Here is a 19752-nt window from a genome sequence, read left to right on the forward strand (position 1 = left end):
CCGGACCCCGAGGATCACCCCAGACCGAGAAGTGCGCGCATCCGCGTGTACTTCTCGGTCAGTCGTTTCCGGGTCGCCTCGTCGTCGAGCCGTGCGAGGCGGGCGGGGTCGGCGTTGTGCGCCAGGTCCGCCTCCTTGACCAGCAGGGCGCCCGGCGTGGCGAGAATGCGCCCGGCGTACTCCTCCGGCGGCTCCCCCGGCCGCTTGGTGACCGCCCGCACGATGTCCTTCGTACGGTCGCTCAGCGCGGCCTCGTCCAGCCACTGCTCGGAGAGGACGCCGTCCTCGACGGAGTCGTGCAGCCAGGCCGCCGCGATCTGCTCCGCGTCGCCGCCGCGTGCGCGCACCCCCTCCGCGACGGCCTGCAGATGCTCGGCGTAGGGCCGGCCCGCCTTGTCTGTCTGGCCCTCGTGGGCGGCGCGGGCGATGGCCTCTGTTTCGGCCAGGGACAGGGGTGTTCGGGGTGTTCCGGTCACTCGTCCAGTGTCTCCTTGCGCAGCGCCGCGCGGGCCGGGAGGGTCGCAGCGGCCACCCCGAGGACGACGATCGCGCCGGCGAACGAGCCGTAGACCAAGGGCGGAATGTACGGCCCCTGCCCCGTCAGCCCCTTCATCATCGGCACCAGGGTCGCCAGCGCGATGGCCGTGCCGAGGGCGATGCCCGTGAGGGCGACCAGCAGAGCCTCCCAGCGGATCATGCGCAGCACCTGGCGGCGGGTGGAGCCGATGAGGCGGAGCGTGCCGAGCTCGCGGCGGCGGTCCAGGGCCGTCATCACCAGGGTGTTGACGGCGGCGACGGCAGCGAAGCCGCCGAGGACGCCGGCCATCACGGAGTTGGCCCAGGCGTTGAGTTCGCGGTCCAGGGACTGGGCGGTGGTGTAGTCGTCCCGGTCCAGGACGGTGCCGAACCGCTCCAGTGCGGCGGCCGTTCCGCCCTTCGTCCACAGCTCGGTGTCGTAGGCGGAGCTGACATGGGTGGCGAGGTCGGCGCGGGCCATCGTGACCTGGGCGAGGCCCATGCCGCGGCCGTACGTCGCCACGACGAGCGGGGCGGCCCTGGTGCCGTCGGGCAGCTTCAGGTGGAGCCGGTCGCCGACCTCGACGTGGGCGTTGTCCGCGAGTTGGGCGTCGACGGCGATCTCACCACGCTGCAGGGACAGCCGGCCGTGCTCGACGTCCAGGTCCTGCACGGCGGCGAGGTCGCGGGCGGATCCCGTGACGCCCTGCGCGGAGGCCGACTCCAGGGCGCCCGAGGCCGGGACGAGCACGGAGGTCCGCAACAGGCCGACCGCCGCGCCTACTTCGGGGCTGTGCCCGGCCCGTCGTACGGCGTCCTGGGTCAGGCCCGGATCGGCGGTGACGATGTGGTCGGCGAGGATGCCGGCGTGCTGCTGGTCGGCGGTGACGCGGTCGGTGCTGGTCTGCATGAAGATCAGCACCGAGGAGAACGCCATGGCGAGCACGATCGGCGTGATCGCGGAGGCCAGACGGCGGGCGTTGCTGCGGGAGTTGGCGGCGGCGAGCGCGGCGGGGGCACCGGCGCCGCGCAGCGGCAGGCCGAACAGCGCGGCGCAGGCGCGGGCGACCAGCGGGCCGAGCAGGGCCACGGACAGCATGAACAGGAAGACGATCCCGAGGGCCGCGTTCGCGGCGTCCTCGCCGGTCAGGGAGGCGGACACCCCGGCGCAGACGAAGCCGCCGGCCGCTGCGGCCAGGCCGAGGGGCGTGCGGATCCAGCCGATGCGCAGCCGCTCCACGGACGCCTCGCTCAGCGCCTGCCCGGGCTTGATGCGCGAGCTGCGGTGTGCGGCGATGTAGCCGGAGAGCAGGGCGGTGAGCAGGACCGCGCCGCCCGCCGAGACGAGGGGGATCCAGGAGACGGAGAACTCGACGGCCCGCGGTACGGCCCCCTTGTGCTGCAGTTGCCCGAACCACCAGCGGGCCAGGGCGATTCCGGGCAGACAGCCGAGGGCGCCGGCGAGGGGGGCCACCAGCAGGGTCTCGGTGGCGATGGAGCGGCGGACCTGCCGGGGTGTGGTGCCGATGGCCCGCAACAGGGCGAACTCGCGGGCGCGTTGGCCGACCGCGAGCGCGACGGTGCCGGCCGCGGTGAACATGGCGACGAGGGTGGCGACGCCGCCGAAGGAGCCGCCGATGCCCATCAGCGTCTCCTTGGCCTCGCCGAGCGAGGGGTCCTCGACGGTGCCGCGGTCCTCGCCGGTGTGCACCTCGGCGTCCTTGCCGAGAGCGTGCGCCACCTGGGACTTGAGGGTCGCGGTGGTGACGCCGTCCCGCGGGAACACGGCGACGGCGTCGACCCGGCCGGGGTGGCCGGACAGCCGCAGGGCCTCGCTGCCGGCGAACCAGGCGGCGGTGCCGGTGCCCGTGGCGCCGGTGTCTGTGGTGCCGGTGCCTGTGGTGCCGGTGCCCGTGGTGCCCGAGACGCGGTAGGTGTGCGTGCCCTCTGGGGTGGTGAGGGTGACGTGCGCGCCGACGGCGGCCCTGCTTCCGGCGAGGACGACCTCGCCGGTGTGCGGTGGGCGGCCGGAGGTGAGCTTCTCGCCGGTGAAGGCGGTGGAGGCCCAGTTGTGGGCGGTGAGGGGGCCGCCGGGGCCGCGGCCGGGGAAGGTGACGTCGGCGACGGCCGTGCGGGCGCCGGGTGCCGAGGCCGCCTTCGCCACCAGGGAGTCGTCGAGGCGGGCGCGGTCGGGGACCGGTTCGCTGTCCGCGCTGTCGCCGTGGCCGTAGGGGGCGCTCTGGTCGGCGGCGGCCACGACGGGGGCGCCGGCGTAGCGGGCGGGCGGGACGGAGGCGCGGATGCCGGTCTCCAGGAGGATGCCGCAGGCCGATACGACCATGGCGGCCATCGCGAGCGCGATGAAGGTGCCGGCGAACGCCGAGGGGCGGAAGCGGAGGGCCGCGCGGGCCAGGCCGTTGGGTGCGAACATCACGCCGCCGCCCGTTCGAAGGCGGGCCGGGCGGTCAGCGCCGTCATGCGTGCGGCGATCCGCTCGGCGGACGCGCGCTCCAGGTGGTCGACGATCTCGCCGTCGGCCAGGAACAGGACGCGGTCGGCCCAGGCGGCGGCCGACGGGTCGTGGGTGACCATGACGACCGTGGCGTCCTGGGTGTCGACGGCCTGGCGCAGCAGGGAGAGGATCTCGGCGGCCGTCGTGGTGTCGAGGGCGCCGGTGGGCTCGTCCGCGAAGACGACGTCGGGGCGGGTGACCAGGGCGCGGGCGATCGCGACGCGCTGCTGCTGGCCGCCGGAGAGCTGGCCGGGGCGGCGCCTCGCCTTGTCGGCCAGGCCCACCTGGGCGAGGACCTCGGCGGCGCGGCGGCGGTCGGGGCGGCGGCCCGCGAGGCGCATCGGCAGGACGACGTTCTGCTCGACCGTGAGGGACGGCAGCAGGTTGAACGCCTGGAAGACGAAGCCGAGTCGGGTACGGCGCAGCGCGGTGAGCTTGTTCTCCTTCATGCCGGTGATCTCCGTGCCGCCGAGGCGGACGGTCCCGGCACTGGGGCGGTCCAGGCCCGCCGCGCACTGCAGGAACGTGGACTTCCCGGAGCCGGACGGGCCCATCACGGCGGTGAAGCTGCGGCGGGGCAGGGTGAGGTCGATGCCGCGCAGGGCGTGCACGGCGCTGCCGCCGCGGCCGTAGCGCTTGCGGACTCCGTGCAGTTCTACGGCCCAGTCGCCTGACATGCCTGGTTCCTTCCGATCCGGGGTGATGATGCGAACCTACGGATCGAAGGCGGGCGCGGGCGATGAGGGCGGCTGGCGAATGCGGGCGGGGGTAAACCCCACCAGCCGTCTTCCGGGGCGCTCAGCGCAGGGTCGGCGGCTGGGACGTGGCGGTCGGGCCCTCGCGGCAGATCAGCAGCAGCGCCCGGTCGTCGTTGACGTCCTTCGCGACGGCCTCGATGAGGTGCCAGGCGGCGCCGTGGAAGCCGCCCGCGACATAGCGGTCGGCCTCGCCCGTGAGGCGGTCGATGCCCTCGACGATGTCGCGGTCGGAGGTCTCCACCAGGCCGTCCGTGAAGAGCATCAGTACGTCGCCGGGGCGCAGCGAGCCCTTGACGGGGTCGAACTGGGCGCCGTCGTAGACCCCGAGGAGGGGGCCCTCGGCGGCCTTCTCCTCCCAGCGTCCGCTGCCCGCGCTGAGCTGGAGGCCCGGGGGGTGTCCGGCGGAGTAGAGCTCGTAGTCACCGGAGTCGAGGTCGAGGACGAGGTGGATGGAGGTGGCGAAGCCCTCGTCCCAGTCCTGGCGCAGCAGATAGCCGTTGGCGGCCGGGAGGAAGGCGTGCGGGGGCAGGGAGCCGAGCAGGCCGCCGAAGGCGCCCGACAGCAGCAGGGCGCGCGAGCCCGCGTCCATGCCCTTGCCGGAGACGTCGGTGAGGACGACCTCCAGGGTGCGGCCGCCGTTGGTGCGGGCGGCGACGACGAAGTCGCCGGAGAAGGACTGGCCGCCGGCCGGGCGCAGGGCCATCTCGCGGTGCCAGCCGACCGGCAGCGTCGGCAGCTTGCTCTGCACGCGGATGCGCTCGCGCAGGTCGAAGAGCATGGTGCCGCCGCGCCGCCAGGGCACGCCGACGCGGCTGCGGAACTGGGCGATGAGCAACCCGAAGAAGCCGCAGGCGGCGACCACGAGGACCACGCCGGGGGTGACCCGGGACGGGCCTTCCGTGTAGGGGCCGAGTTTGACCGACTCGACGATCAGTGCCGTGGCCGCGGCGGCGTACAGGCCGAGCAGGCTGGCCGGGCGCAGCAGCAGGCCGCCGGCCACGATCGGCAGGACCAGCACGGCCGGTGAGCACCATACGGAGTTGGCGAGTGTGACGGCCGCGATGACCGGGACGGTGAGGAGCAGGCCGGCCAGCGCGACCCAGTCCGAGCCGTCGCCGCGGAAGTAGTCGACAGCGCTTCTGCGCAGGCCGGTGCGGGCCCGGTGCCACTGCATCCTCAACCGGGCCGTGAACGTGTCGGCTTCCGCGCGCCGCTCTCGTCCTGCTGCCATCAGTTCGGGACCCTATCCATCGGACCAGCTGCTTGGCACGGGAGGTCCCACTTGTCCCCCGTCCGAGGTTCAACTTCACAGTGAACTTCACAGAAAGCCGTTGCGGGTACGTCAAGACGAAATTCCCTGGCTCGTCCTGCAATGCGCTGGTAGGCATGGTTCATGGCGACTGACTTGCGCGTGCTGCGGCAGGACGACTGGGACGAGTGGTACGACAACCTGATCCGCGCCTTCGGCGGGATCCCCGAGTCCGCCGAGGAGCGCGCGCTGTGGCGCGAGCTCACGGACACGGACCGTTCGCTGGGTGCCTGGGACGACGATACGTGTGTGGGGACGGCCGGGGCATTCGCTTTCCGGCTGACCGTGCCGGGCGGGGCGGCGGTGCCCGCGGCGGGCGTGACCATGGTCAGCGTGGCGGCCACGCACCGGCGGCGCGGTGTGCTGCGGTCCATGATGCGGCGGCAGTTGGACGACGTGCGGTCCTGGGGTGAGCCGCTGGCGATCCTGACCGCCTCCGAGCCCGAGATCTATGGCCGGTTCGGGTACGGCGTCGGTACGTACCACGTCAACACCGAGATCGACACGACCCGCGTCCGGCTGTCCGTGCCGCCCGGCACCGACGACGTACGGCTGCGGTACGTGGCGCCCGCCGAGGTGCTCGGCACGTGCGAGGCGGTGTACGCACGGCTGGTGCCGGGCCGTCCCGGCATGGTGGCGCGCATTCCGGGCTGGGAGCGGCTGGGGCTGCTCGACCCGGAGAGCGAGCGGGAGGGTGCTTCTCCGCTGCAGTGCGTGCTGGCGGAGCGCGGTGGAGAGGCCGTCGGGTTCGCGCGCTTCCGGATCAAGGCGGGCTGGGATGCGGCCGGGCCCAAGGGGACGGTGGTCGTACAGGATCTGCACGCGCTGGACCCCGCGGCGCACGCCGCGCTGTGGCGGTTCCTGTGCGACATCGACCTGACGTCGAAGGTGACCGCGCGCGGACGGCCGGTCGACGAGGCGTGGCAGCACATGGTCTCCGACATCCGCCGCTGCTCGCTGCTGGTCCGGGACTCCCTGCACGTACGGCTGGTGGACGTGGGAGCGGCGCTGCAGGCACGCACGTACCAGGCGCCGGTGGACGTCGTACTGGACGTCGAGGACACCTTCTGCCCCTGGAACACCGGGCGTTGGCGTCTGACCGGCGACCCGAAGGGCGCGTCCTGCGCCCGCACCGAGGACTCCGCCGACCTGTCCCTGACCGTCCGGGAGCTGGGCTCGGCCTACCTCGGCGGCGTCTCGCTGGACTCCCTCGCCGCGGCCGGCCGCGTACACGAACTGCGCCAGGGCGCCCTCACGGAGGCATCGGTGGCCTTCGCCTCCACCGTGCCGCCGTGGCTGCCGCACGGGTTCTAGCGGAACGTCAGGGCTGTTGGCAGGTGGGGCACCAGAAGAGGTTGCGGGCTGCCAGGTCTGCGGTGCGGATCTCGGTGCGGCAGATGTGGCAGGGCTGCGTGGCCCGACGGTAGACGTACACCTCGCCGCCGTGGTCGTCCACGCGGGGTGGGCGGCCCATGGCGTCAGGGGTGTGTTCGGGGCGGACGGTGTCGATGCGGTTGTTGCGGACTCCCTCGTGCATGAGGGCGACGAGGTCCGCCCAGATGGCGTCCCACTCGGCCGGGGTGATGTCCCGGCCCGGGCGGTAGGGGTCGATGCCGTGGCGGAAGAGGACCTCGGCGCGGTAGACGTTGCCGACGCCGGCGATCACCTTCTGGTCCATGAGGAGTGCGGCGATCGTCGTACGGCTGCGGGAGATGCGCCGGTACGCCGCCTGCGGGTCGGCGTCCGCGCGCAGCGGGTCGGGGCCCAGACGGGTGTGTATCGCGTTCTTCTCGGTGTCCGTGATGAGTGCGCAGGTCGTCGGGCCGCGCAGGTCGACGTACGACGTGTCGTTCGCGAGGCGCAGGCGGACCGTGTCGGTGGGCGGCGGGGCGGGCGCGTCGCCGAAGGTGACCTTGCCGAACAGGCCCAGGTGGATGTGGACCCAGTCGGTGTCCCGGAAGCCGAGGAAGAGGTGCTTGCCGTGTGCCTCGGTGCCGGTGAGCACGGCGCCGCCGAGGAGTTCGGCGGCGTCCGAGAACTTGCCCTGAGGGCTGGTCACCCGTGGCGCCGTACCGGCGAAGCGGTCGGCGTAGTCCAGTGCCAGCCGGTGGATCGTGTGCCCCTCTGGCACGGTGCGTGGTCCTTTCCGGCCCCCGGAGGGCGTACGGCTCAGTCCTGCTGGGGGTGGTGCGCCGGGATCGGGGGCAGCTCGCCCGTCGTCTCGTACTGCGCGAGCATGTCGATACGGCGGATGTGGCGCTCGTCACCGGAGAACGGGGTGCCGAGGAAGGTCTCGACGAACTTCGTCGCCTCCTCCTCGGTGTGCATCCGCGCACCCACCGCCACGACATTGGCGTTGTTGTGCCGGCGGCCCAGCGAGGCGGTCTCCTCGCTCCAGGCCAGCGCCGCGCGCACACCCTTCACCTTGTTCGCCGCGATCTGCTCGCCGTTGCCGGAGCCGCCGATCACGATCCCGAGGGACTCGGGGTCCGCGGCCGTACGCTCGGCGGCACGCAGGCAGAACGGCGGGTAGTCGTCCTGGGCGTCGTAGATGTGCGGGCCGCAGTCGACGGGGTCGTGGCCTGCCGCCCTGAGCCACTCGACGAGGTGGTTCTTCAGTTCGAAGCCGGCATGGTCGGAGCCGAGGTACACGCGCATGGTTCCGAGTGTGACACGGCCGTCCGCGGGCAGCAGCCCCGGGTGCAGCGCAGGAAAAATGTGCCCTCAGCCACAGAACCTCAAGGAAACCTCAAGTAACGATCTGGATTCAAAGGTTCACGAATTCCTTGGCCTCCGTTTCACTGGTCCGACCCGTACACCGCTCGTGCGGGGACAGCTCACCTGGCGCGAAGGAATTCCCCTCATGACTGGTCTCCAGGCCGGACTGAAGAACCGACATCTGACGATGATCGCCATCGGCGGTGTCATCGGAGCCGGACTCTTCGTCGGCTCCAGTTCCGGCATCGCCACCGCAGGCCCCGGCATCCTCCTCTCGTACGCCCTCGTCGGCACGCTCGTGGTGCTGGTGATGCGGATGCTCGGCGAGATGTCCGCGGCCAACCCGACCTCCGGATCGTTCTCGGCCCACGCCGACCGGGCACTCGGCCGCTGGGCCGGCTTCTCCATCGGCTGGCTCTACTGGTTCTTCTGGGTCGTCGTGCTCGCGGTGGAGGCCACCGCCGGCGCCACGATCCTCGAAGGCTGGATACCGGCCGTCCCGCAGTGGGGCTGGGCCCTGATCGTGATGCTCGTGCTGACCGCCACCAACCTCGTCTCCGTCGGCTCCTACGGCGAGTTCGAGTTCTGGTTCGCCGGCATCAAGGTCGTCGCGATCGGCGCGTTCATCGTCGTCGGCGCGCTCGCCGTCTTCGGTGTGCTGCCGGGCGTCGACAGCGACAAGGCCGGCCTCGGCAACCTCACCGACCACGGCGGCTTCCTGCCCCACGGCCCCGGCGCCATCCTCACCGGCGTCCTGCTCGTCGTCTTCTCCTTCATGGGCAGCGAGATCGCCACCCTGGCCGCCGGCGAGTCCGAGAACCCGCAGCGCGCGGTGACGAAGTCCACCAACAGCATCATCTGGCGCATCGCGGTCTTCTACCTGGGCTCGATCCTCGTCGTGGTCTCGCTCCTTCCGTGGAACGACCCCTCGATCAAGGACAAGGGCTCCTACGTCGCGGCCCTGGACTCCCTCGGCATCGCGCACGCCGGTCAGATCATGAACTTCATCGTGCTGACGTCGGTGCTGTCCTGTCTCAACTCCGGCCTGTACACGGCCTCCCGGATGGCGTTCTCGCTCGGCGAGCGCGGGGACGCGCCGAAGATGTTCGCGCAGACCACGTCCCGCGGTGTGCCGAGGGCCGCGATCCTCGCGTCGGTGATCTTCGGCTTCGTCGCCGTCTTCTTCAACTACAAGTTCCCGGACTCGGTCTTCCTCTTCCTGGTCAACTCCAGTGGCGCGGTGGCCCTGTTCGTCTGGCTGGTCATCTGCTTCTCGCAGCTGCGCATGCGGAAGATCATCCAGCGTGAGGCGCCGGAGAAGCTCGTCGTGAAGATGTGGCTGTACCCGTATCTGACCTGGGCGACGGCCGCGCTGATCGTGTTCGTGCTGGGCTACATGCTCACCGACACCGAGCACGACGGGCGCGAGACCATCCTGCTGTCGCTGCTCGTCGCGGCGATCGTGCTCGTCATCGCCTTCGTCAAGGAGAGGGTGAGCGGCGGCCGGACGGCCGTGGCGGGCGAGTCCTCCGCGGGCGGGTCCTCGGCGGGCGAGCGGGACGAGGTCAAGGCCGGCTGACAGCGCGGGCGTTGTCCGCTTCTGCGGGCAACGCCCGTACGCCTGTACGGTCACAGCACGGTGAAGCTGTCCCTCACCTTGCCGTAGGTCCTGAGCGCCTGCGACTCGACCTCCGGCTGGTACCAGGTGTTGATCTGGTACGACCTGCCCTTCTGGTTGAAGCCCAGCAGGCGGGCGTGCCAGGGGGTGCCCTTCAGCGTGAACGTGTACTCCCAGACCACCGCCGGATTGCCGCGGAACGTCGTCCGCTCCAGCCGGATCTTCTGGTAGTTCTCGCCCTGGTGGGCGTTCTGCTCGGACTTCTGCCAGGTCTCCATCAGGTCGCCGCGCGCGATGGACGACTTGGCCACGAGTTCCTGGGTGCCGTCGGGTGACGTGTAGTGCACCTCCGCGCCCGTCTTCACATCACGCCGCCAGCCCTCGGGCGTCGCCCACGCGAACCCGGTCTCCCGGTGCGCGCCCGGCGGCAGGCTCTGCGGCCTCGACGTGCCCTCCACGGTGGGCGAGGGGGTCGACGCCGACGACGCCGAGGGTCCGGCGCCGTCGGCGCCGGGGGACCCGGAGTTCGTCAGAAGTACGGCGGCGACGACGGCGCCCGCCGCGGCCAGGCCGACGCCGGCCACGAGGCCGGCCCGGCGACGGGGGTGGCGCGGGCCGGGCGGTTCGGCGGGGCCGGGGAGTTCGCCCTGCGGTGGGCGCAGCGGGTGGGGGCCCAGGGCGGGGCGGGTGTTCTGCTCCGCCAGCCGGGAGGCCTGGCCCCGGGGCGGGCTCTGCCGCAGGTTCGTCGCGGACGCGGCGTCCGTGCCGTGCGCATGCGCCGGGTGCTGCTCGGGGGTCGTAGGGGTGCGGATCAGCGAGACACCGGGCCTGGGTGGGGCGGACGGGGCCGAAGCGGCCGCGTGGGGCGCGGAGTTGGCGGACGGGGTCTCGGAGCGGACCTCCGGGCGCAGTTCGGAGGGGACCTCGGTGGAGGCGCTGGACAGCGGGGGCAGGAGTGCCTCGTGCGGGGGTGCGGGTGGTGCTTCCGCCTCTTGTGGGAAGGGCGTTGCCACGGGTGCGGGTAGGTCCTGCGGTATCGCGTCCTGAACGGAGACGGGCTCGGACTCCGGCTCGCGTCGCCTGGGGTCGCGCGCGGCCCGCACGAGCCGGGTGTTCAGGTAGACGGGGGTCGGCGCCTCGGTGCCCGCTCCGGGCTCGGCTTGTGCATACGCTCCGGGCTCGGCCTGCGCATCCGCCCCAGGCACGGCGCGCACACCCGCTCCAGGCGCGGCCTGAACACCCGCCCCAGGCACGGCGCGCACACCCGCCCCGGGCACGGCCTGTGCACCCGCCCCGGGCTCGACTTGCGCACCCGCTCCAGGCGCGGCCTGAACACCCGCCCCAGGCACGGCGCGCACACCCGCCCCGGGCACGGCCTGTGCACCCGCCCCGGGCTCGACTTGCGCACCCGCTCCAGGCTCGCCCCGCACACCCTCCCCAGGCGCCGCCCGCACACCCGCCGCCGCTTCGGCAGCGGAGGCGGCCGCCGCCTCCACCGTGGCCTGCCCGCTCGCCGCATCCGCCGCAGCCCTCGGGACGGTCGCGTCCTTCGCAGTCCTCGGGGCGGTCGCGTCCTCCGCGGCCGTCGCTACCTCCGCAGGCCCGGCGGCAGTCGCGGCAGTCGCGGCATCCGGAACCCTCGCGGCAGGCGCGTCCTCTCCAGTCCTCGCGGCAGGCGCGCCCCCCGCAACCCCAGCAGCAGTCGCGTCCCGCGCGGTCGGCTCGTCCCCGGGCGTGCCCGGGGTCCCGGACGGCCGTTGCTCGGGCGGGACCGGCGTCTCCTCGCCCTCCTTCCCGCCCACGGGAAGCGTCGGCTTGGTGGGCGGGAACGCGATGGGGAGCAGGGCCTCCTGGAGGTCGTCGAGCCCCGGGCGGACCGTGGGCTCCTTCTCCAGCAGCGCGGCCAGGACGTCCCGCAACGGGCCCGCCGCGGCGGGGAGCTGGGGCTCCTCGTACAGCACCGCGTGCAGCGTGGCGAGGGTGGTGTCGCGGGAAAAGGGGGACCGGCCGCCCAGGGCGGCGCACAGCGTCGCGCCCAGTGACCACACGTCGGACGGCGGCCCCTGCGGACGGCCCGAGATGCGCTCGGGCGCCATGTAGTCGGGGGAGCCGACGAGCATGCCGACCATGGTGAGCGCCTTGGCGTCCTGGATGGCGGCGATGCCGAAGTCCGTGAGCACGATGCGCTCTCCGCCCTCCTCCACCAGGACGTTCCCGGGCTTGATGTCCCGGTGCAGCACCCCACGGTCGTGCACCTGGCGCAGGGCGGCGACCAGACCGAGCCCGATCCGTGCCGTACGGGCCGTCCCGAGCGGCCCCTCCTCCGCCATGATCCGCTCCAGGGAGCGGCCGGCCACCAACTCCATGACGATCCACAGACGTTCGCCCTCGTCGACGACGTCGTACACCCGCACGACATTGGGGTGGTCGATCCGGGCGGTGGCCCTGGCCTCCCGCAGCGTGCGCTCACGCCGGGTCCGCGCGTCCTCCGCGTCCAGCCCGTCGATACGCATCTCCTTGACGGCGACCGGGCGGTCGAGCATTTCGTCGGCGGCTCGCCACACCCGCCCCATTCCTCCCTGGCCGATACTCTCGACCAACCGGTAGCGCCCCGTCACCAGCAACCCTGGAACTCCGCCGCTCCTCGTATTCCCCGGCAATCCGCTGCACCCCCTCAATTACCTCTGCAACGTCCCGACTGTCCCACAATGGTCACACTTCGTGCGGCACCAGCATAGTGCGGAGAAATCTTGTGGTAGCTCTTCAAGTACTGCGAATTCGGGCGCAGCCAAGGGGGATGTGAACATGAGCTCTCGTCGCACGAAGACCATCGCGGGATCGCTGGTTACGGCATCTTTTTCGACGGTGATGATCCTTTCCTTCACCGCCAGCGCGGACGACCAGGGACCCGGCAGCAGCAAGGGGGGAAAGGCCGTCGACGAGGCGCCGGCAGGAGTCAGGCTGACCACGCTCCTGCCCTCGAAGATCTCGGTCGACAACGGCTCGGAAAACACCGACATCACCGCCACGGTCAAGAACGAAGGGACCAAGGACAGCGGAAAGATCCAGCTTTTGGTCGTCGGTTTCGACGGCCTCTCGGTGAAGAACGTCCAAGGCTGCTCCCAGGTTTCCGAGAACAATCTTCCGGAGGGTTCGAACAGCGCTTTCTCCTGCCCGATCGACAATCTCGCGGCCGGCAAGTCGAAGTCGTACGCCGTCGATGCCACCTATGACCTGAACAAGGCCGGCAAGATCTGTCTGCCGGTGCAGTCCGGTGACGGGAAGAAGACGTACTGGCAGCAGGGTCCGGTTCCGTTCGGTACGACGAACCCGTCGCCGAACGCCCCGGCCACTCCGCTGCTGCTCGGCACCGACAACAAGCCGGTGGCGCCCGGCGGCGACCAGAAGGAGCTGCCGAAGACCGGTGTCGGACGGGACGTGCTGCCTCTGGGTGCGGCGGGCGCGACGCTGATCGCGGCCGGTGCGGCGGGGCTGTGGTGGACGTCGCGGCGTCCGGCCCGCCAGGTTCGCGGCTGACCGACGGGCGCCACGGAACGAGCGGGAACGCGAAAGAGGCTCGCCGGGCCGGCGTGGTCGTACGCCCGGGCGAGCCTCTTTTGCGGCAACTACAGCGTCAGTCCTTGCCGATGAGCTTCCAGGCGGTGGGCATGAGGCCCATCGCCAGGGCGGCCTTCAGGGCGTCGCCGATCAGGAACGGCGTGAGGCCGGCCGCGAGCGCGGCGGACGCGGACAGGTCGGCGGCGTACGCCAGATACGGGACGCCGACGGCGTAGATGATCGCCTCGCCCAGCAGCATCGTGCCCGCCATGCGCGGCACGGAGCGGTCGGCGCCGCGCCGGGCCAGGGCGCCCACGACGGTGGACGCGAGCAGCATGCCGAGGATGTAGCCGAAGGAGACGGAGACTCCGGAGCTGCCGCCCGCGAACCACGGCACACCGGCGAGCCCGGCCAGCGCGTACAGGACGAGCGAGGCCAGGCCGCGGCTCGCGCCGAGCGCCGTGCCGACGAGCAGCGCGGCGAAGGTCTGGCCGGTCACCGGCACCGGGGAGCCCGGGACGGGGACGGCGATCTGGGCCGCGAGGCCGGTGAGCGCGGCGCCGCCGAGCACGAGCGCCGCGTCCTTCAGGCGGGAGGCGGGCAGCAGGTCGGCGAGGACCTCGCGGGGGCGGACGGTGGCGGCAGCGGTGCTCATGGGGACTCCGCGGGTGACGAGGACATGCTGGGACACGGTGACGGTATCCCAGCGCCCTCGAGCCGATCACCGTCATCGCTCGACAAAGGCTGGAACGCGGACTTGGTGGGCTCCGGACAAAGGACGCGGGTCACACCCGGCTCGGCGTGATGCCGGTCACTGAGGCAGGGAGGCCGCGCTCACCCCGTACGGGCGAACAGGCCTGTGGGGTCCCACCAAACGGTTCCCGGAAACGAATCCTAGTGGACTGGTCGGATTCACCTTCTCTGACCTACCCTTCGAGTCATGGTTGCCCAGGCCCGGAACTTCACGTCGCGTCGCTATGTCGACCTGCGACGCCAGGGCACGGCCACCTGTCGCCGTCCGGTGTGAGGCGGGCCGCGGCACGCCTCGACCTCCGAGACGTGTCGGCCCCGTTCCCGAGGACGGTTCTCCATGCCCCGTACCGCGGCACCCCCTGCCCCCTCCCCCACCCTGTCCGCCTCCCCTTCCGCCGTCTCGCCGTCGTCCCGGCGCCGCACGAGCGCGAGCGTCGTCCTGCGGTCCGTGCTGGACCACGGCCCGGTGGCGCGCAGCACCATCGCCCGGCTGACCGGTCTGTCACCGGCGTCGGTGACCGACTACTGCGCCCGCTTCACCGAACTCGGCCTGATCCGCGAGGCGTCCGCGCCCCGGCGGTCCAACGGCGTGGGGCGCCCGCACGTCCCCGTCGACCTGGACGCCTCGCGGTTCGTGGTCGGCGGGGTCCATGTGGCCGTGCCGTACACCACGGTGGCGCTGCTCGACCTGCGCGGTCGGGTGGTGGCCCGGCGTGAGCTCAAGCACGGGCGCACCGATCCCGGCCGGGTGCTGGCGCGGGCCGCCGACGGTCTGGCGGGGCTGCTGGCCGGCGCCCCCGGCTGCCGGCCGCTCGGCGTCGGCGTGGCCGCCGGCGGCTGGGTCGACCGGGAGTCCGGGACCGTCGTGGAGCACCCGCTGCTCGGCTGGCGGGACGTGGCGGTGCACGAGCCGTTCGCCGAGCGCACCGGCCTGCCGGTCCATGTCGACGGCCATGCCCGGGCGTTGGTCAACGCCGAGCGGCTGTTCGGCCCGGCGCGGCGGAGCCGGAGCGTGCTGCATCTGTTCGTCGGCAATGTCGTCGACGCGGCGTTCGCCACGGGCGACGAGGTGCATCACGGCCCCCGCTCCCAGGCGGGCGCGATCGCCCATCTGCCGGTGCCCGGCGGCACGGAGCCCTGCGACTGCGGGCATGTCGGCTGCCTGCAGGCCGAGTTGAGCGAGCGGACGCTGTGCCGGCGGGCGCGGGAGGCGGGCGTCGTCGAGGGGGTGAACCCCCTGCAGGTGGTCGCGGCGGCTGCCGCGGGCGACGCACGGGCCGTACGGCTGCTGGTGGAGCGGGCCGGTGCGGTCGGTCGGGCGGCGCGGCTGCTGCTCGACGTGCTCAATCCCGAGACGGTGGTCGTGACGGAGATCGGGGTCATGCACCGGGAGGACTGCCTGCGGGCGCTGCGCGCAGGGGTGGGCGACGCGCGCGCCGCGTCCGTCGTGCCGACGAGTTTTGGGGATTCGGTGCTCGCCGTGGCGGGCGGCGCGGTGGCGCTGGATGTGCTCTACCGCGATCCGCTGGCCGCCTCACCTCACGGTATTTAATTCAGAAACGCACAATGTTGACAGAGGTCCTGGATGACCGGGAACATCTCGTTCATGAGCCTGTTCGTGAGCTGTCGCACCCTTTGTTGCTGACACGTCGCCGCGTGTGAAGCGCTCATTTCCCCTACGTGAAATTTCCTCCCGGGTGAAACCTGCGTGAATTTTCCCTCCCGGCCTGTCTGTGCCCGGAATTCCGCATGCTTTCCCGCTTCCCGACTCATGGAGTTCTCCCATGTCTTCAACGCCCGTGCCGGGTGTGGACCGACGGCTCTTTCTCACCTCTCTGCTCGGTGCCGCGGCCGGCGTCACCGGCCTTGCCGGATGCGCGAACGGCAGCGCCGCCGCCGATACGCGCGGCGCCTCCACCGCTCCGCTCGCCGACAAGGTCCCGGCGGGCACCAGCCTGAAGATCGCCTCCTATCAGAACGTCCAGCAGGTGCAGTTCCGGCTGGCGAAAATCGATCTGCCCTTCAAGGTGTCGAGCTGGGTCAACACCGGCGCCGGGCCCGATGTCATCAACGCCTTCCGCGCCAAGTCCCTCGACCTCGCCAACAACGCGGGCATTCCGCCGATCCAGGCGTATTACCAGGGCTTCGACGCGAAGATCGTCGCGATCGACATCACCCGCAAGCCGAATTACCTCTTCGCCACCAAACCGGGCAGCGACATCCGCTCGGTCGCCGGCTTCAAGGGGAAGAAGCTCGCCTTCTCACAGGGGCAGGCCCAGGGTGTCGTGCTGCTGCGGGCGTTGAAGAAGGCGGGGCTCGCCTACGACGACGTCCGGCTCGTCCCGCTGACCAGCAACCAGTTCCTGACCGCCCTGCAGTCCGGCCAGGTGGACATCGCGCCCCTCGCCAACAGCCAGGTGCCCGCCTATCTGCAGCAGTACGGGTCCAAGGGCGCCCATGTCATCGAGACGGACGTCGTCGACCTGCTCAACCTGCTGTGGGCGCCCGCCTCGGTGCTGGCCGACCGGGCGAAGGCCGCCGCCGTCGCCGCGTACATCCCGTACTGGGCCAAGGGCCAGGTCTGGCAGTACGAGCACCCCGACACCTGGAACGAGGAGTTCTACGTCAAGACGCAGAACCTGACCCTCGCGCAGGCCAAGGGCATCACCGAGCTCGCCAACAAGCCCCTGTTCCCGCCCAGTTGGGACGAGGCGATCGCGTGGGAGCAGGAGACCGCCGATCTGCTCGCGGAGGGCGGCTTCGTGAAGAAGTTCGACGTCTCCTCGCTCTTCGACCACCGCTTCGAGGACATCGCCGCCAAGGCCGTACCGGCCCAGTACCGGAGGTGACCGCTGTGAGCACATCCACATCCACATCCACATCGACGACCACGACCGCGGCAGCGCCCCTCGCCACCGAGGCGCGCGGCACACCACGCGCCCGCCGCCGGGGCCTGTCCCCCGGCAGGCGGCTGCCCGCCACCCGGCTGATCGGCCCCGCCCTGCTGCTCGCGCTGTGGGCCGCGGCCTCCGCCGCGGGCCGGCTCGACCCCGGGGCGATCCCGGCGCCCTGGACGGTGGTGCGCACGGCCGGTCACCTGTGGAGCGCCGGGACCCTGCCCACGGACATCCTGACCTCGCTCGAACGGGCCGCGTACGGCTTCGCGATCGGGCTCACCGCGGGCGTCGTGCTCGCGCTGGCGTCCGGGCTCAGCCGGGTCGGCGAGGCGCTGATCGACGGGACGGTGAACCTCAACCGGGCGATCCCGACCCTCGGTCTGATCCCGCTGTTCATCCTCTGGCTGGGCATCGGCGAGGCCTTCAAGATCGCCATCATCGCGATCGTCGTCTACATCCCGATCTATCTGAACACCCACGCCGCGCTGTCCGGCATCGACAGCCGCTTCGTCGAACTGGCCGAGGTGCAGGGGCTGTCCCGGCTGCAGTTCGTCCGCAAGATCGTCGTCCCCGGCGCGCTGCCCGGATTCTTCGTGGGCCTCCGGCTCGGGGTGACCGGCTCCTGGCTGGGCCTGGTGGTGCTGGAGCAGATCAACGCCACCAGCGGACTCGGCTACATGATGTTCCAGGCCCAGAACTACGGCCAGTCCGACGTCATCCTCGTCGGCCTGCTCGTCTACGGCGTCTTCGGCCTGATCTCCGACAGCGTGGTCCGTCTCGTCGAACGGAGGGTGCTGTCATGGCGCCGCACACTGAGCAGCTGACCCGACCCGCGGTGCAACTGCGGTCCCTGACCCGCTCGTTCGCGGACCGTACGGTGCTCGACGGCATCGACCTGGACATTCCCGCCGGGCAGTTCGTCGCGCTCCTCGGGCACAGCGGCTCCGGCAAGAGCACCCTGCTGAGGGCGATCGCGGGCCTCGACCACCAGGTCGCCGGAAGCGGACATCTGACGGCCCCGGAGCGGGTGTCGGTGGTCTTCCAGGACTCGCGGCTGCTGCCCTGGCGGCGGGTGCTGGACAACGTACTGCTGGGCACGGACGGCCAGGACAAGGGCCGGGCGGCACTCGCCGAGGTCGGCCTGAAGGGCCGTGAACGGGCCTGGCCCAGCGAGCTGTCGGGCGGCGAGGCACAGCGTGCGGCGCTCGCGCGCTCCCTGGTGCGCGAGCCCGAACTCCTGCTGGCGGACGAGCCGTTCGGCGCGCTGGACGCGCTGACCCGGATCAGGATGCACGGGCTGCTGCGGCAGCTGTGGCAGCGCCATCGGCCGTCGGTGCTGCTCGTCACCCACGACGTGGACGAGGCGATCGTGCTGGCCGACCGGGTCCTGGTGCTCGACTCCGGACGCATCGGCGTCGACCTGACCATCGACCGGCCGCATCCGCGCTCGTACCGGGACCCGCTGCTCGGCGAGTACCGCGAGCGGCTGCTGGCCGCCCTGGGGGTCGTCGAGGACCCGGCCTGATCCCTTGCCACACCGACTCCCCACGCGGCCCGACGACGCCGACGGTGCCGCACGGCCCGGCACTCCGAGTGGGTGCGCCACGTCAGCACCGGGCCCCGCCGTGCGCACCCGTGGGTGCCGCCCGACGCGGACCCGCCCTGCCCTCGCCGTGCCCACCGATCGACCGACACACCGCCCGCCGCAGCACGCCCGACCGACCGGCTCCCCCGGAGGACCACCCATGACCCGCCGGCTCCACCTCAACGCCTTCCTCATGAACACCGGTCACCACGAGGCCTCGTGGCGGCTCCCGGAGAGCGATCCGTACGCGCATGTCGACCTGGCCCACTACGTCGGACTGGCCCGGATCGCCGAGCGCGGCACCTTCGACTCGCTCTTCCTGGCCGACGGGCCACAGCTGTGGAACGACATCGCCCAGCGCCCCTCCGGCGCCCTGGAACCGCTGACGCTGCTGACCGCCCTGGCGACGGCGACCGAGCACATCGGGCTGATCGCCACGGCGTCGACCTCGTACAACTCCCCCTACAACCTGGCCCGCAGGTTCGCCTCGCTGGACATCGTCAGCGGTGGCCGGGCGGGCTGGAACATCGTCACCACGGCCGGTGCCGAGGCCGCCCGCAACTTCGGCCTGGACGCCGAGCCCGCGCACGCCGAGCGGTACGCGCGAGCCGCCGAGTTCCTCGACGTCGCCCTCAAGCTGTGGGACAGCTGGGAGGACGACGCGATCGTCGGCGACAAGGCGGCCGGCGTCTGGGGCGACGACGCGAAGATCCATCCGCCCCGGCACAAGGGGCGGTACTTCAGCGTCGCGGGCGCCCTCAACGTCCCCCGCACACCGCAGGGTTATCCGCTGCTCGTGCAGGCGGGGTCGAGCGAGGACGGCAAGGCGTTCGCGGCCCGGTACGCGGAGGCCGTGTTCACCGCGCAGCAGACCCTCGCCGACGCGCAGGCCTTCTACGCCGACCTCAAGTCCCGTACGGCCGCGGCCGGACGCGACCCCGAGCACATCAAGGTGCTGCCCGGGATCGTGCCGGTCATCGGGTCGACCGAAGCCGAGGCACGCGCGAACGAGCAGGTCCTGGAGGACCACATCGTGCCCGCGCACGGTCTGGCCCGGCTGGAACGCCTCCTCCAACTGAAGCCGGGCACCCTGGAGTTGGATCGGCAGCTGCCCGCCGATCTGCCGTCCGAGGACGCCGTCGAGGGCGCCAAGAGCCGCTACACCCTGATCGTTCAGCTCGCCCGGCGGGAACGCCTCACCGTCCGCCGGCTGATCGGCCGGCTCGGCGGCGGACGCGGCCATCTCACCTTCGCCGGCACGCCCGAGCAGGTCGCCGACGCGATCGGGACGTGGTTCACGCAGGGCGCCGCGGACGGCTTCAACATCATGCCCGCGGTGCTGCCGTCGGGCCTGGAGACCTTCGTCGAGCAGGTCGTCCCGATCCTGCGCGCCCGGGGCCTGCTGCGCACGGAGTACGGCCCGCGCCGCACCCTGCGCGACCGCTACGGCCTGCCCCGCCCCGCCAACCAGTATGCCCTCCGGGAAAACGCCCTCGTCTGAGCCCTCGTTCGACCCCACCTCCGAGCC

Annotated in this window: 16 protein-coding genes; 8 read left to right on the forward strand and 8 right to left on the reverse strand. The window is 71.9% G+C overall.

Features of this window, described 5'->3' with window-relative positions; translation table 11 throughout:
* Window positions 1–14 precede the first annotated feature (14 nt).
* From MQN93_RS05635 to MQN93_RS05650, 4 genes are all read right to left on the reverse strand, one after another.
* Entirely contained in the window at window positions 15–476 is a 462-nt protein-coding gene (locus MQN93_RS05635) for an HD domain-containing protein (RefSeq protein ID WP_242708566.1), read from the reverse strand.
* Complete coding sequence (locus MQN93_RS05640; RefSeq protein WP_242708567.1) at window positions 473–2947, reverse strand: FtsX-like permease family protein; 2475 nt, start codon at window positions 2945–2947, stop codon at window positions 473–475. Before MQN93_RS05640 ends, MQN93_RS05635 begins: the two co-directional genes overlap by 4 nt.
* Window positions 2947–3705, reverse strand: coding sequence for an ABC transporter ATP-binding protein (locus MQN93_RS05645; protein WP_242708568.1), 759 nt, complete (start codon window positions 3703–3705; stop codon window positions 2947–2949). Before MQN93_RS05645 ends, MQN93_RS05640 begins: the two co-directional genes overlap by 1 nt.
* Window positions 3706–3826: 121 nt before the next feature.
* Complete coding sequence (locus tag MQN93_RS05650) at window positions 3827–5017, reverse strand: PP2C family protein-serine/threonine phosphatase (RefSeq protein ID WP_016435172.1); 1191 nt, start codon at window positions 5015–5017, stop codon at window positions 3827–3829.
* A 162-nt stretch (window positions 5018–5179) separates the two neighbouring features.
* On the opposite strand from MQN93_RS05650, the gene MQN93_RS05655 reads away from it, so the two are divergent.
* Window positions 5180–6409, forward strand: a complete 1230-nt coding sequence (locus MQN93_RS05655) for a GNAT family N-acetyltransferase (protein ID WP_242708569.1) — start codon at window positions 5180–5182, stop codon at window positions 6407–6409.
* Window positions 6410–6416: 7 nt separating this feature from the next.
* Here MQN93_RS05655 and MQN93_RS05660 read toward each other — a convergent pair whose 3' ends face one another.
* Together MQN93_RS05660 and MQN93_RS05665 are read right to left on the reverse strand one after the other, a co-directional pair.
* Complete coding sequence (locus MQN93_RS05660) at window positions 6417–7226, reverse strand: Fpg/Nei family DNA glycosylase (RefSeq protein ID WP_242708570.1); 810 nt, start codon at window positions 7224–7226, stop codon at window positions 6417–6419.
* A gap of 38 nt (window positions 7227–7264) precedes the next feature.
* Window positions 7265–7753, reverse strand: coding sequence for a ribose-5-phosphate isomerase (locus MQN93_RS05665; protein ID WP_016435169.1), 489 nt, complete (start codon window positions 7751–7753; stop codon window positions 7265–7267).
* A gap of 205 nt (window positions 7754–7958) precedes the next feature.
* Between MQN93_RS05665 and MQN93_RS05670 the strand changes: the two genes are divergently transcribed.
* Entirely contained in the window at window positions 7959–9392 is a 1434-nt protein-coding gene (locus MQN93_RS05670; protein ID WP_242708571.1) for an amino acid permease, read from the forward strand.
* A 50-nt stretch (window positions 9393–9442) separates the two neighbouring features.
* On the opposite strand, the gene MQN93_RS05675 is transcribed toward MQN93_RS05670, so the two are convergent.
* On the reverse strand, window positions 9443–12109 hold the full coding sequence (locus tag MQN93_RS05675) for a protein kinase domain-containing protein (protein ID WP_278190442.1): 2667 nt from the start codon (window positions 12107–12109) through the stop codon (window positions 9443–9445).
* A 127-nt stretch (window positions 12110–12236) separates the two neighbouring features.
* Between MQN93_RS05675 and MQN93_RS05680 the strand changes: the two genes are divergently transcribed.
* On the forward strand, window positions 12237–12968 hold the full coding sequence (locus MQN93_RS05680) for an LPXTG cell wall anchor domain-containing protein (RefSeq protein WP_016435166.1): 732 nt from the start codon (window positions 12237–12239) through the stop codon (window positions 12966–12968).
* 97 nt (window positions 12969–13065) lie between these two features.
* On the opposite strand, the gene MQN93_RS05685 is transcribed toward MQN93_RS05680, so the two are convergent.
* A complete protein-coding gene (locus tag MQN93_RS05685) occupies window positions 13066–13644 on the reverse strand; it encodes a biotin transporter BioY (RefSeq protein ID WP_016435165.1) in 579 nt (192 codons plus the stop codon).
* A gap of 435 nt (window positions 13645–14079) precedes the next feature.
* Between MQN93_RS05685 and MQN93_RS05690 the strand changes: the two genes are divergently transcribed.
* The 5 genes from MQN93_RS05690 to MQN93_RS05710 all read left to right on the forward strand — a co-directional run bounded on the left by MQN93_RS05690 (window position 14080) and on the right by MQN93_RS05710 (window position 19725).
* Window positions 14080–15294: an ROK family protein gene (locus MQN93_RS05690; protein WP_242708573.1), complete on the forward strand. Its 1215-nt coding sequence runs from the start codon at window positions 14080–14082 to the stop codon at window positions 15292–15294.
* A 232-nt stretch (window positions 15295–15526) separates the two neighbouring features.
* Window positions 15527–16591: an ABC transporter substrate-binding protein gene (locus MQN93_RS05695; protein ID WP_242708574.1), complete on the forward strand. Its 1065-nt coding sequence runs from the start codon at window positions 15527–15529 to the stop codon at window positions 16589–16591.
* Window positions 16588–17463, forward strand: coding sequence for an ABC transporter permease (locus MQN93_RS05700; protein WP_242708575.1), 876 nt, complete (start codon window positions 16588–16590; stop codon window positions 17461–17463). Before MQN93_RS05695 ends, MQN93_RS05700 begins: the two co-directional genes overlap by 4 nt.
* A complete protein-coding gene (locus MQN93_RS05705) occupies window positions 17439–18164 on the forward strand; it encodes an ABC transporter ATP-binding protein (protein WP_242708576.1) in 726 nt (241 codons plus the stop codon). The genes MQN93_RS05700 and MQN93_RS05705 overlap by 25 nt, the downstream gene beginning before the upstream one ends.
* A 220-nt stretch (window positions 18165–18384) precedes the next feature.
* Entirely contained in the window at window positions 18385–19725 is a 1341-nt protein-coding gene (locus MQN93_RS05710; protein WP_242708577.1) for an LLM class flavin-dependent oxidoreductase, read from the forward strand.
* Window positions 19726–19752 lie beyond the last annotated feature (27 nt).

This window comes from Streptomyces spinosisporus (assembly GCF_022698145.1).
GTDB classification, from domain to species: domain Bacteria; phylum Actinomycetota; class Actinomycetes; order Streptomycetales; family Streptomycetaceae; genus Streptomyces; species Streptomyces spinosisporus.